This is a genomic window from uncultured Kluyvera sp. (assembly GCF_902485085.1).
Lineage (GTDB): Bacteria > Pseudomonadota > Gammaproteobacteria > Enterobacterales > Enterobacteriaceae > Kluyvera > Kluyvera ascorbata.
Genome location: NZ_CABTJS010000004.1, coordinates 42540 through 55587, shown reverse-complemented (window position 1 = coordinate 55587; position 13048 = coordinate 42540). Strand labels below are relative to the sequence as shown.

General features: G+C 55.9%; 14 protein-coding genes. 6 read left to right on the top strand and 8 right to left on the bottom strand.

Features of this window, described 5'->3' with window-relative positions; translation table 11 throughout:
• Positions 1 to 89 precede the first annotated feature (89 nt).
• Positions 90 to 794 carry a carboxymuconolactone decarboxylase family protein gene (locus RDN66_RS00600; RefSeq protein ID WP_308537472.1) on the bottom strand — a complete coding sequence of 235 codons (705 nt, stop codon included), beginning with the start codon at positions 792 to 794 and terminating at the stop codon, positions 90 to 92.
• 98 nt (positions 795 to 892) lie between these two features.
• Positions 893 to 1420, bottom strand: a complete 528-nt coding sequence (locus RDN66_RS00595; RefSeq protein ID WP_202215804.1) for an NAD(P)H-dependent oxidoreductase — start codon at positions 1418 to 1420, stop codon at positions 893 to 895.
• A 141-nt stretch (positions 1421 to 1561) separates the two neighbouring features.
• Between RDN66_RS00595 and RDN66_RS00590 the strand changes: the two genes are divergently transcribed.
• From RDN66_RS00590 to RDN66_RS00575, 4 genes are all read left to right on the top strand, one after another.
• On the top strand, positions 1562 to 2515 hold the full coding sequence (locus RDN66_RS00590) for a LysR family transcriptional regulator (RefSeq protein ID WP_202215805.1): 954 nt from the start codon (positions 1562 to 1564) through the stop codon (positions 2513 to 2515).
• Between the two features lie 145 nt (positions 2516 to 2660).
• Complete coding sequence (locus RDN66_RS00585) at positions 2661 to 3962, top strand: uracil/xanthine transporter (RefSeq protein ID WP_202215806.1); 1302 nt, start codon at positions 2661 to 2663, stop codon at positions 3960 to 3962.
• Between the two features lie 450 nt (positions 3963 to 4412).
• Positions 4413 to 5447, top strand: coding sequence for a peptidase T (pepT, locus tag RDN66_RS00580; protein WP_308537471.1), 1035 nt, complete (start codon positions 4413 to 4415; stop codon positions 5445 to 5447).
• Positions 5444 to 6634 (top strand): nitrate/nitrite transporter, encoded by a 1191-nt coding sequence (locus RDN66_RS00575; RefSeq protein ID WP_123650449.1) that lies wholly within the window; start codon positions 5444 to 5446, stop codon positions 6632 to 6634. The genes pepT and RDN66_RS00575 overlap by 4 nt, the downstream gene beginning before the upstream one ends.
• A 69-nt stretch (positions 6635 to 6703) precedes the next feature.
• On the opposite strand, the gene RDN66_RS00570 is transcribed toward RDN66_RS00575, so the two are convergent.
• Positions 6704 to 6910, bottom strand: a complete 207-nt coding sequence (locus tag RDN66_RS00570) for a hypothetical protein (RefSeq protein WP_035896157.1) — start codon at positions 6908 to 6910, stop codon at positions 6704 to 6706.
• Between the two features lie 255 nt (positions 6911 to 7165).
• Between RDN66_RS00570 and RDN66_RS00565 the strand changes: the two genes are divergently transcribed.
• On the top strand, positions 7166 to 7306 hold the full coding sequence (locus RDN66_RS00565) for a hypothetical protein (RefSeq protein ID WP_112205122.1): 141 nt from the start codon (positions 7166 to 7168) through the stop codon (positions 7304 to 7306).
• Positions 7307 to 7408: 102 nt separating this feature from the next.
• Here the strand turns inward: RDN66_RS00565 and RDN66_RS00560 are convergent, their stop codons facing one another.
• Positions 7409 to 8287 carry a LysR family transcriptional regulator gene (locus RDN66_RS00560; RefSeq protein ID WP_035896156.1) on the bottom strand — a complete coding sequence of 293 codons (879 nt, stop codon included), beginning with the start codon at positions 8285 to 8287 and terminating at the stop codon, positions 7409 to 7411.
• 103 nt (positions 8288 to 8390) lie between these two features.
• Here RDN66_RS00560 and RDN66_RS00555 point away from each other — a divergent pair, with 103 nt between their 5' ends.
• On the top strand, positions 8391 to 9143 hold the full coding sequence (locus RDN66_RS00555; protein ID WP_202215808.1) for a metallophosphoesterase: 753 nt from the start codon (positions 8391 to 8393) through the stop codon (positions 9141 to 9143).
• On the opposite strand, the gene RDN66_RS00550 is transcribed toward RDN66_RS00555, so the two are convergent.
• The 4 genes from RDN66_RS00550 to RDN66_RS00535 all read right to left on the bottom strand — a co-directional run bounded on the left by RDN66_RS00550 (position 9104) and on the right by RDN66_RS00535 (position 13042).
• Positions 9104 to 9976, bottom strand: coding sequence for an oxygenase MpaB family protein (locus tag RDN66_RS00550; RefSeq protein ID WP_308537446.1), 873 nt, complete (start codon positions 9974 to 9976; stop codon positions 9104 to 9106). The two genes, RDN66_RS00555 and RDN66_RS00550, sit on opposite strands and share 40 nt — an antisense overlap.
• A gap of 19 nt (positions 9977 to 9995) precedes the next feature.
• On the bottom strand, positions 9996 to 10871 hold the full coding sequence (locus RDN66_RS00545; RefSeq protein ID WP_202215810.1) for an NAD(P)-dependent oxidoreductase: 876 nt from the start codon (positions 10869 to 10871) through the stop codon (positions 9996 to 9998).
• Between the two features lie 321 nt (positions 10872 to 11192).
• Positions 11193 to 12095, bottom strand: coding sequence for a MurR/RpiR family transcriptional regulator (locus tag RDN66_RS00540; protein WP_123650454.1), 903 nt, complete (start codon positions 12093 to 12095; stop codon positions 11193 to 11195).
• Complete coding sequence (locus tag RDN66_RS00535; protein WP_202215811.1) at positions 12092 to 13042, bottom strand: iron-siderophore ABC transporter substrate-binding protein; 951 nt, start codon at positions 13040 to 13042, stop codon at positions 12092 to 12094. The genes RDN66_RS00540 and RDN66_RS00535 overlap by 4 nt, the downstream gene beginning before the upstream one ends.
• Positions 13043 to 13048 lie beyond the last annotated feature (6 nt).

The window sequence follows — 13048 nt, the reverse complement described above, 5'->3', positions numbered from 1 at the left end:
ACCGGCAGGGTGTCGCTGCCGGTGTTCGACGAGGGCTAAAGTATGGAGATACGCACCAAATAAAGCGTCAAACGCCCTCAGCGTTACGCTTAAGCGGACGGTATCTCATCAAGAAATTGCGCCAGCACCGCATTAGCGTTTGCGGCCATATCCGGGGCACATTTCGCCGCCAGCACCGCAATAAATGCGTGGAATTGCTCCGGGCTGATGCCGTTATGCTGGCTGATAGAAAAGTGGCTTTTGAGTTGGCTTTCCGCACCGGGAATAGCAGCCAGCGCGGAAATGGTTGCCAGTTCTCGCGTCTGCCAGTCCAGCACGTCGCGCTGGAAAATATCACCGAACAGATGCGCTTTCAGGTAGGTATCGATAGCAGGAGCAAAATCGAACAGTGGCCCGCTGACGGCTCTTCCCACCAGCGCAGTCTGCGTATCGCGCCCAGCAGTCAGGCTATCCCACCCCGCTGCGGCCGGGGTGGCTTCCTTCCCTGCCTCATCCACAATCCCTTGCGCCTGTCGGGTGTTCATCACCGACATAAAACAGCCAAGGCCATTCAGGCTGCGCGGGAAACCGCAGTAGGCGTAAAGCTGAACCAGCACTTCTTTGATTTCATTGACGGTCAGACCGGCATCGAGGCCTTCGTGAAGCGCGGTGGTGAGCCGGGCCATATCGCCGCAGGCGGTCAGGGCCGCAATCGGGATAATCGCCTGCTGGTGGGTATTCAGTGGGTTTTGCATCGTGGCATCTCCGAAGGGAGCCCTGAGGCTCCCGTATAAACGAGTAAATGGGAAAAGTATAGGGCGTTGGTATTAGGTTGATTAGGGCGTAAATTCAGAACTGGCCTATGAATCAATTTCATTAATACCTTCACTTTTTCATGCTGCCTTTCCTCGTGTTATGCCGCACGCAGCTCGGCGGCAAACCGTGTCTGGAACTCGCTGAGTTTGTCTTTGTTGCGTGCCGCCACCTCATAGAACGCCAGCGGTTGACGGTAGCGCATGCCCACGTAGCGGGCGCTGGCTTTCATTGGCGTCAGAACCTCTTCCATCGTGCTGTTGAGTAGCCCTTCGTGGGAGTACGTGAACTCACTCGCTCCCGCCGTGGTCACGATTTGCAGCTGTTTATCTTTAAGTGCCTCACCGCCGGGGCCAAACGCCCAGCCGTAGGTCCAGACCGCATTCAGGTACGCTTTGAGCATCGGGGTCAGGTTGAACCAGTGCGTGGGATAGAGAAATACCACCCGATCGGCGTTGGCATACGCTGCTTGTTCTGCCGCGACGTTGATGGCATCCGGGGAGTCGCCATACAACGTTTCCAGATTACGTACCGTTACGTTTTCCGCTGCTTCGGCGGTTTCCTGCAGGGCGTGAATCGCCCGGGACTGAGAGAAATAGGGATGTGAAACAATCACCAGCGTTTTCATGTATCGATAACCTTGTCGTGTTTATTGCGAATGACAAGCAGTATGCGACGAGAGATTAATAACTTTAATAGCGCCTATAGTTGATACACTTTCAACTCAAGGTTAATAATAAAAGTTATTTACCCGAGACCGGAGTTGCATATGGATCTCTCACAGCGCGTGCGCGCCATTACCTCTTTTATCGATGCCGCCGATGCGGGCAGCTTTGCCGCCGCCGCAAGACTTCAGGGAGTGAGCGCGGCCGCCATCAGTAAAAACATCGCCGGGCTGGAGCAGGCGCTCGGGGTACGGTTGATGAACCGCACCACCCGAAAGCTCAGTCTGACCGAAGAAGGCACGCTCTTTCTCCAGCAGGCGCGAATCGCCGTAGAAGCGCTGGATACCGCAGTAGATACGGTGGTTGCCGGGAAAATGGAGACGCGAGGCCACGTGCGTATCTCTACCAGCGCCGCTTTTGGCCGTGAACAGCTTTTGCCCGCCCTTCCCGGGCTTCGCCAGCGCTATCCAGGCCTTTCCGTTGAAGTTGATTTTGACGATCGGGTGACGGATATTGTCCGCGACGGTTACGACCTGGCCATCCGCGGCGGGCGTATCGTCGATTCGTCGCTGATTTCCCGTCCGGTGTGCCTGCTGAATATGGTGCTGGTGGCCTCACCGGCATACCTTGCTGAATATGGCGTTCCGACCACGCCCGAAGCGCTTAAACACCATCATCTGATTGCCCGCCGTTTTCTCGGCGGCAAAGTGTCTCCCTGGAACTTCCACGGGCCCGATGGCAGCCTGATAACCCTCGAACCGGATGCCGCCGTTGTCACGTTGTCCGCCCCGGAAGCGCAGCTTCAGGCCGCCCTGCTGGGGCTTGGTATCGCGCAGGTCGGTGTACATCACGCCCTGGCGCATCTGCAAAGCGGGCAGTTAAAAACGCTGCTTTTTGGCCAGCACGATACCGGCAGCTACGAAATGGTGATTCAGTATCCGCATCGGGCGCTGGTGGCGCCGCGGGTTAAGGCGACCGTTGAATACCTGTTGGAAACCTTTCGTCAGGACAGTAGGTTGCATTTCCCCGTTGCCAGACTGGCAGAGTTTGTAGCATAGTTCAGGGACCATGCATTCATCACACAAATAATGCATTTCATGCCGTATTTTCGGCATTTCATGCCCATTTTCAGGCCGTTAATGCCTGGAACCACCGTCGAGCGACAAAAAGACCTACAGTAGCGTTTATTTGCAGGTGTACCCTATGCCGAAGTCTCTGTTTCATCGCGAAAACCTGTTATCCGGTTTTCAGTGGTTCTTCTTTATTTTCTGCAATACCGTGGTGGTGCCGCCGACGCTAGTCTCCGCCTTCCATCTGCCGGACAGCAGCCTGCTAATGTTGACGCAGTATGCGTTTCTCAGCACCGCCGTGGCCTGCCTGCTACAGGTGTTTTTCGGCCATCGCCGCGCCATTATGGAAGGCCCAACCGGCTTGTGGTGGGGAACGATTCTGACCATCACTCTTGCGGAGGCCTCACGCGGTACTCCGCTTAATGACATCGCCAGCAGCCTGGCCGTCGGTATCGCGATTTCTGCCGTGCTGACCATCCTTATTGGCGTCAGCGGGCTTGGCAACCGTCTGGCTCGCCTGTTTACCCCAACGGTAATGGTCGCGTTTATGCTGCTGCTGGGCGCGCAGCTTACCGCCATCTTCTTTAAGGGCATGTTGGGACTGCCGTTTGGCATCGCTAAATCTGACGTCAGCCTTCAACTTGCGCCGTTCGGCGTTTCCGCCGCGGTAATGTTCTTCGTGATTGGCCTGATTGTCTTTCTGCCTCAGCGCATTTTCCGCTATGCGCTGTTGATTGGCACAGTAGTTGGCTGGCTCGTCTGGCGTCTGTGCTTTGGCGCATCAACGGTCGCCTTTGGCGAACTGCATTGGCAGCTGTTCCCCTTAGGCAGCCACGGTACGCTCTCGCCGGGGATTATCCTCACAGCGGTCATGACCGGGTTGGTCAACATCAGTAATACCTACGGTGCCATCCGTGGCACCGATGTGTTCTACCCGCAAAGTCCAGCAACCGGCGTCCATTACCGCCGGAGTTTTGTGGTCTCCGGAGTCATTACGCTCATCACCGTCCCGCTGGCGGTGATCCCGTTTTCACCTTTTGTCTCTTCTGTGGGTTTATTAACCCAGACCGGCGATAGCTCCCGAAGGTCATTTTTCTACGGTTCGCTGCTGTTTCTGCTGGTGGCGATTATCACCCCGCTCTCGCGCTTCTTCTGCGCCATCCCATTAGGGGTCAGTAGTGCAGTCATGCTGGTTTCTTATCTGCCGTTACTTTATTCCAGCCTGGTATTCAGCCAGCAGGTGAAGTTCACTTCACGCAATATTTATCGTCTGGCACTCCCGTTATTTATAGGGTTATTTTTAATGGCGCTGCCTCCCATGTATTTACAGGATGTTCCACTGACTATTCGCCCGTTGTTAAGTAATGGCTTATTGATGGGGATTTTGCTGTCCGTATTGTTAGATAATATTATTCCTTGGGACCGTTTTAAATAATTCCCATTTCGCTCCCTGTGCCGTGGGGAGCATGCCCTTCCGCTTCCCACGCTGACCGCTTTACATACCCTCATAATGTGCTATTAATAACGGTGTTGTCTGGCAAGAGAATAATACAACACCCCTTCACGCAAGCGTTTCCTGTTGCATAAGAGAGAACGGTAAGAAGCTTTTTATCCCTTCCATAAAGATGTGAATAAAGTGTTTCTTTACGTAACCAAATAATAGGCAAGTCGTAATGAAAAAACGTATTGATAGCGATAAAATAACAAAAACGTTTCTCGAATATACCTTAATCAACACCACTTCCGTCCCAACCAGTCAGAATTTACCGAGCAGTGAGAATCAATTTAAACTCGCCCAACACGTTGTCAGTCAATTTGCCCACCATGCCGGTGTCTCCATTGAGATAAAAGACAACGCTATCACTACGATTACCCTTCCCCGAATATTTCCAACGCCCCGTCAATCGTATTCTTTGGCCACCTCGATACCGCGCCGGACCACACCGGTGATACCCATGCGGTGCGCGTAAACCATTACGACGGCAAAGCCATTGTGCTGCCGGGAAGCGGCGAGGTGTTCTCCCCGGAAAACCACCCGGAGCTGCTGGACTACGTTGGCCAGGATCTCATCACCACCGACGGCACCAGCCTGTTAGGTGCCGATGATAAAGCAGCCATCGCCGCAGGAGCCGAAGCGCTGCAATATCTGATTGCTCACCCGGAAGTGCCACACGGCGATATCCGCCTGGTACTGTTGCCGGACGAAGAGATTGGCATTCGCGGGGCGAAAGCGCTGGATGTATCTGAGCTAAACGCCGACTTCGGTATTTGCCTCGACTGCTGCGGCGTGGGCGAATACGTTGTTGAAAACTGGTATGCCGGCAGCGCGCAGATCACGGTGAAAGGCACGACGGCCCACCCGATGAGCGCCAAAGGCAAACTGGTTAACGCGCTGTGCATCGCCACCGAGGTGATTACCGCCCTGCCGCCAAAAGAGCGCCCGGAGCACACCGAAGGTCGCGAAGGTTACTACTGGCCACACAAGCTAAGCGGTGATACCGCCAGTGCGACGCTGGATATTGCCATCCGTGATTTTGAAATCGAGGGCTATCAGCAACGTAAAGCCACGCTGCAAGCGATTGTCGCCGACCTCAAGCAGCGCTGGGGCGAAGAACGTGTCTCCATCACGCTGAATGATATTTACGACAACGTGAAGCCAAGCCTCGACCGGTCGCCGGAAATTCTCGAGAACGTGAAACGGGCAATGCATAACCTCGGCATTACGCCAAAACCGCTGATTATGCGCGGCGGCTACGATGGCAGCGTGATTACGCCAAAAGGCCTACCAACCATCAATATCTTTACCGGTGCCCACAATTTCCACTCCACCAAAGAGTTTTTGCCCGTTGAATCTCTGCGTCTGGCAAGCGAGATGCTGCTGGAGATGGTTGAACTGAGCATCAGTGAGGCTCGCGCGTGAAAAAATGGACCATTGAATTTGTACTCTACGCCGTCTACATGGTGTTTGGCGCAGCATGGGCCACTACCGGCTCGGTGATGCCGCAGATCATGCATGACTTTAACGTCGACGTGTCGCACGCGGCGCTGATGTCGAACGTGATTCTGTGGGCCAAAATCGTCGGCGCCGTGTGCACCGCGGTGCTGGTTGCCCGTATGGGCACCCGCAGGTCATATCTGCTGGGCTGCGTGATGATTGGGGTATCGGTATTTATTCCGTTTATTGATAACTTCACGCTACTGCTGATTATCCGCTTCCTCGGCGGCCTCGGCGGTGCGGTATGTCTGGTCTCCCTGGTGCCGACGGTGGCCCGCTTCTTTGATAACAAGATGGCCGCCACGCTTAACAGCATCAACTGTACCTCGAACATCATCGGCACCATTATTGCGCTGACCCTGGCAGGCTACCTGTCTACGCTGTTTGGCGGCTGGCGCAATCTGCTGGCAGGCTATGGCGTTATCACGCTGCTGCTGGGCGTGGTATGGATGCTGTGCTTTACCGACGAAGAGCGCAGTGAGGAAAATGCCGCGAGCCAGAGCCGTGAAAGTAAAATGGCGGTGCTGAAAGAGGCCATTTTCAGCCGTATCGTGTGGGGGATGATTGCGCAGTATGCCGGAGCGATGATCATGATGGTCTTTATGTTCACCTTCTTGCCGCTCTACTACGCCAAATACGCGCATCTACCGGCGGATTCGCACGCGCATCTTAGCGGGACGGTAAACCAGGTGGGGATCATGCTGGGCGCACTGGTGGGGCCTTACTTTAAGAACCGTGGCTATCACTATAAAAACTGGCTGTTTATCTCCAGTATTTTTATGGCGGTCACCACCTTTGCCATGCTATTTGCCACCAACGACATCGTGATTCTGGTCTGTTCGTTCCTGACCGGCGGTATCTTCGCGACCTGGTTTGCGTTTATCTTCTCGATTCCTAAAGAGGGGCTCAAAAACGCCACCACGCAGACCGTCACCTATGCCATGTCAACCTTCTGGGTCTGCACCTTCCTGCTGGCAACCATCAACAGCCAGCTTATCGGCTGGTCGGTTGACCTGACGGGCGGCTTTAGCGTGGGCTTTACCTACGTCTTCGCCCTGATGGTGGTTTCACCGATTGTGGCGCTGCTGGTCTTTCCTAAAAAAGCACGTTAATCAGAAACAACAACGGGCACGTGTTGTGCCCGCTTACCATGAAAAACGGGCCACCCGGCCCGTTAACGATTAATACACTTCAACTACCTGCTGCTTTGCGCTTTCTGCCTGTGTTCGGTAGTACTCATACCGCGCACAGAACCATATTCTCTGCTGCTCGTTCATATTGCCGGTTACCGCGCAAATATCGACAGGGCGGCCTCGCGACTGCATTTGGGCAAAACTGCGGGCCAAGAAATCAAAACTCATTAACGTTTGTTGATCCTGTTGTTGCATTGCATATCCCTCCGGTCTGATACTCGTTTTCAAGGCTATATGCTCTACTGTTTCCAGTATTCGCCTGTTATCAGTTACTTTTTGAACACTGCGTGCGCATTCCTGTTGCGCGCCGTCACACTTCAGCCATCTCTCTCTTTTTTCATCACGAGCGGATCGTGCTGAATACGCGTGCGGGTCCAGATGCGGGTACATCAATCAACATTTTTGCAATATACTGTGACAATTGTAGAACAGAGTGAGCACAGGTGAGCGATGGAAATTGATCTCGATAATCTGGTCTTTGACGGACTGGAAGAAGCACAAGAGCGTAACGCGGAGCGTCTTGATGATGCAGACAAGAAAGCGCAGGCGATTGTTGCCGACGATGATTGCGGCGATGCCTGCAAAATCTAATGAAAAACCGGCCTGATGGTCGGTTTTTTTATGTTCGTCGGGAGCCTGTCCCGGCGTCGCTGCGCTCGGCCGGGCTACAACTGACTTTAAAATGTGACAACGTCACTTATTATCAACTTCTTTCGTCAGCGCCAGCAGATTTGTAATCACCGCCATACGCTCGCGCTTTCGATGCAGTAACCACAATACCGAGGCAATCTCCTCCCCGGCTATATCCCGGTAACAGATGCCCGGCAGACTCACCGTCTGCGACAATATTGCCGGAACAACCGCCACGCCGTTACCCAGTAAAACCTGCGCCAGCACTTCGGTCAGACTTCCCGCCCTTTGCGTGCGCTCCAGAGTGAAACCACCGCGTCGCGCCACCTCCAGCGTTCCGGAGCGCTGCTCAGGCAAAATAAACGTTTGCTGACTCAGACTCTCCGGGCGAATCGCCTCATGCACGGCAGACAGCGGGTGGTTATCGCTTAACGCCAGACAGAAATAGTCATGATGCAATACCCGGTGCGCCACTTCCGCGGGTAGCGCTATCGGGCCACGGACCAGCGCCACGTCGAGCTTTCCCGCAACCAGCAGTGACGCCATGCCCTCCATCGCTATTTCACTGACGGTCACGGTGACATCGGGATAACGCTTACGATAACGAGTAAACAGCGTGCCGAGCACGCCAGACATCAGCGTCGATGAAACGTACCCAACGCGTAGATACCCCTGCTCGCCCCGCGCCACGCTCTGTACCCTCGCCTTTGCCTGCTCGGCCTGGCGGATTGTGGCTTCTGCTTCATCGCGAAGCATTTCCCCCGCCTGCGTAAGCGCTACACGTCGCTGAGTGCGCACAAACAGCGGCGTACCCAGTTCTCGTTCTAATTGGGCTATCTGCACGGAGAGCGTCGGCACAGCTATATCCAGCGTCTGCGCCGCCGCGCCAAAATGCAGGGTATTCGCGACTTCAAGAAAATAACGGAGATGCCGAAGCTCCATGACGGCTCCTGATTGTTAGGTTTTATCTAATAATAAACTCAGGATAAAGAATTGAACATGGGTGCCGGAACGCCGATGCTAAAGGCATCTTAGAGGTTGCTGGATGAATACCATGTGTAGCCGTTTTGCCATTTTTAGCGATGTTCACGCCAATCTACCGGCGCTCAACGCCGTGCTTGCTGATATTGACCGCCACGGTATTACCCGCATTTATTGCCTGGGTGACGTGGTCGATTTTGCCCCCTGGCCCAACGAAGTGATTGCGCTGCTGCGCGAGCGTCAGATACCAGTTTTGCGCGGTAATCACGACCAGCGCATTGCCGGCAACGAACCCGTAACGCCGATGGCAAAGCACAGCCCCGAGGAACGTGACGCCCGCGCCGACGCCATTGCGCTAAGCAAACGGACGATCACAGCGGAAAACCGCCGCTGGCTGCGGTCGCTTCCCGCGTCGATACTGCTGGAGCAACCGCGGCGCATTTTGCTGGTACATGCGAGCCCACGTTCGTTGTCGGAATACCTCTACGCCGATACCCCCGCGAACACGCTGCTAGCCTTCCCGCAGCTACAAACCGTTGATGCGCTGATTTGCGGGCATACCCATTTCGCCCACGTCAGAACCGTTAATACGCCAGAAGGCAGGCCGCTGGTGTTCGCCAATCCCGGCGCCGTTGGGCGCATCAAACCGGGCCAACCGCCGGCGAGTTGGCTATCTGGAGACGTTCAGGAAGGAGCGCTCTCGCTCACCATAAAAACGGTGAATTACGATGTCCAGCAGGTTGCCATCGCCATTCGACAAAGCAACGTCCCGGATTTTTATGCCGATGAACTGACCCGGCGCATCGCGCAGTGGTAAGCGCCGTTACGCACTGAACGGCGCAGTACCGCCGCAATAGTGTGAACCCCACCGCGCACAATGCGCTGTTCTAACGGGCTCAAACGGAGATTTAGCATCTCCTGCGCCCAATCCGGCAGCAGGTCTATCCCAGCTTTCATCAAAATAGCGCCCGCGGGCTGCGCCATCCTTCCCGGCAGCCGAGTGGTCATCAGCACGCGAGCCACCTCCTGCGTGCGCTCATCGCAGCGCAGTTGAGGCCGCATGTTCTGCAGGTAATCGGCTACCGCCTGCGGCGTTTTCGGTACGTTACGCGCGCCCAGACGCTCGGCGATACTCGCGGACTCAATAAAATATTGGGTCTGTCTTGCCGGGCTCACCACCACCCGGCGATAGCGCAGATGAGAGGCCATAAACGAGCTGCATTCGGCGATGTGAACCCAGGTGAGCAAATCAGGATCGCTGGCAGCGTACGGCGTGCCGTCGACGTCGATGCCGCTTATCCGCTCGTGAATAGCTTTCACTTTGGCAATCAACCGCTCAGCATCAGGTTCGGTGGCGAACGTCGTGGCGGAAATAAACTGGCTGGTGCGGCGCAGGCGGCCAAAGATATCCTCGCGAAAGGAGGAATGGTCCCACACGCCAGCCAGCGCCAGCGGATGCAGCATCTGCAAAAGTAATGCGCTGATGCCGCCGCACAGCATAGAGGTGAAGTCGCCATGCACCGGCCAGATAGCCGACTGCGGGCCAAACAGCCCCGGTTCGCCTGCTGGGTGCTCAAAATCAATTTCGTTGAGCGCCATCCCCGTCAGGCCAAGCACCTGATGTTCAATGCGCTGGCGTAGCCACTCCATGCTTCATCTCCCTGCTTATTTACGCCTTGCGCGAGTTATCAAGCCAGGTATAAACCGCCGCCAGATCCTGCTCGGCCAGCCCACCCTGTGAAGCCTGCGACCACATGTCGACTATCTCGCTCATCATCGGCATGGTGCCCTGCGGGGCGTTTGCCAGCGCCAGACGCGCATCCTTCAGCGCATGCTGAAGCTGCATTTGTGGGGTGTAGTCTTCTTTGCGGATCATCTCAAGCTTACCCTTCACGTACGGCGCAGCCAGCGGCCCGCCGTCCAGCGTTTCCCACAGTTGTCCCGGCGTGAAGCCAAACTGTTTGGCTAGCTGCATGCTTTCGGCGACCCCCTGCATCATTGAGATCAGCCAGGCATTAATGACCAGCTTCATCTTCTGGCTGTTACCTGCGTCGCCGTACCACTGCGTACCGCGAGAAATGGCATCGAAGACCTGCTGGGCTGCACCCGCACGCTGTTGGTCACCGCTGGCCATCACCAGAATCTGGGCGTTTTCCGCCGGAGCTTTAGTGCCGGAAACGGGCGCATCAAGGTAGAGCATATCGGGGCGAAGTGTTTCGAGCAGCGCGATAGCGTCGGCCGTTTCCTGAATGCCGATGGTGCCCATCTGGCAGAAAGTCGCATTCTGTGGGCAGAATGGCGCAATTGCGCGGATTGCCGCCAGCGTGGCGTCTCCGTCGGTGAGCATGGCGATAATCACCTGTGCGTCGCTCACCGCCTGCGCGGCAGTTTCACGCTGAACCAGCCCTTCTGAGACCAGGTCATCGCCGCGTCCCGGCGTGCGGTTCCAGCCGTATACCGTGAAGCCTTTTTTCAGCAGGTTGGCGGCAAATGCGTGCCCCATTGCGCCTAAACCCAGTACCGCTACCGCGGGCAGTGCGTTCATGTCTCTCTCCTCAGATGGTCGGCCTTTTTGGTAGCGTGATGATTATTCGGCAGAAAAGCAACTGGTTAATGGTTGAGGTTGTTGAACGTTGTCTCTTGTACGCAAATTTGTCGGCGGTGATTCTTTAAGGGGAGGGTTTTCTCGCATATTGTGCACGGTTGCGCTCCCTTCCGGCGCTAGCCATATAAACTGCACGGGCGCAGGGAGCGCGCAAGGGGTGCGCGGCCGCACCCCTTGGCCCGTTCACCGGTGATGGAACTTCATATTCCACCCAGTGAAAAGTGAACGGAACAGCCGCACCAAACTGGCATATGTCAGGCACTACCCCCCTTTCCGCCCCCCAGACTTCCCAATCGCCTTATGCAAATCGTTAATCCGCTTCATCGACCGCAGCGTACGCTGAGAATGGGTGGACGCCACCGACAGCACCAACATCTCCAGACACACCATCACCGTTCCGTGCAACGGTACCCGCCCATTCTCTCCGCGTGGAACGTGGATCACCACCTGCGCCATATCGCTAAAGCGCGAATCGGTAGCCTGAGTGAGCAAAATCGTCGGAATCCCCAATCGCTCAGCCTCACGCAGCGTCGTCAGCCCTTCCCGGTGCGGCGATTTTTGCCCCATCATAATCAGCACGTCGCCGCGCTGTAACGAAATAATCTGCTCGGCCAGGCTAAAACCAGTGCGGTTAAGTACGCAGGACGGCAAACCAATACGACTGAACAGTCTCGCGGTGTACTCGGTCAAAATCCCCGACGCACCAATGCCAAACAGCGCCACCTGCCGCGCATCGCCAAGCAGCGCCACCGCCTGGGCTATCGCCGCGCGGTTGCTGGTGCTGGCGAGCATTTCACAGGCACGCTGATGCCCTTCCAGCACAAAATCGATGCTTGAATTCACATCACTGGTCAACGCCCCGACCGTCGAGGCCATTTTTTCCGACGAGGTGATGGTCGGACCAAACCAGTGCTGCATGGTCTGCTTGAGGTCACGCAGGCCCGCAAAGCCTAACGCCTGAATAGCCCGAACTACGGTGGCATCGGAGGTTTGCGTCGCGGCAGCGATTTCCATTGCCGTATGATCGAGCACCGCTTCACGGTTATCGTCTATCCAGTGCGCGACGGCCAGCAGCCGCGGTGAAAGCTGGCTGGTGCGGCTGCGTAGGCGTTCACCAAACAGGTCGACCCGGCGTTTCTCTTTACGGATCAACGTCTGGCTCATTTCGATTCCTTAGGCAAAGGACGCCCGGCAATTTGCGACTGCACCTCCGCCACCAGCAGATTTAACGAAGCATAAGAGTTAGAGATCACCTCATCGCGCGGCAGCAAAATGTAATGCCCGGTGCGGCAGGCCCGCATAAAATCACACCAGCCCGGCATCACTTTTTCCATATCGTTGAGCTCATCCTGCGGCTTGCCGCCGGTATCCGAGCGCCAGGTAGCAAACAGGAAATCGGCGTCCAGCTCCGGCAATTGTTCAGCGCTTACGTCGATGCGCTGGCCGTCAGGAATGCCTTCAATCAGCGGCGGAAAGCGGAAGCCCGCATCGCGCAGCACGCGCCCCAACGAATGATAGGCGTGATGCACAGTGACCTTGCCGTTATTGGCCTGAATCACCGAGACGGTGATTTTATGGGTATCGATGGTCTGTTTGAGCTGCTCGATTTGCGTCTGATAGCGGCGGTTGAGAATAGCCAGCCGTGCCTGCGTTCCGGTCAGCTCAGCCAGTTTGCCGTAAATGCGCGGTGCACTGCCCAACAGATGGTCAATGCTGACCGTCGGCGCGATTTTCGCCAACTGCTCTATGGGTACGTTGCGGTTGGGTTCGGTAATGATCAGGTCGGGCTTAGCCGCCGCCACCGCTTCGAGATCGATATCGGCGGTGCCGATAAACTTGATATCGCTGTTGTCAAAATCAACGCCGGTCAGCATCGCGCTGGAGCGCAGGTAGTGGCTGCCATCCGGACGGGTTCGTCCGTGACTGGCAACCGGCGGCACGCCAAGCTCAATCAGTGGAATGGTAATATCGAGATCGTGCATCGAAACAATGCGTTTAGGATTATCGGGAACCTGAACCACGCGGCCCAGATCGTCGGTAAACGGGTGCGTTTGCGCGAACGCGGAAACGCTACACAGGCACAACAAAGACATCAGCCCACGAAGGGTCATCCTGAA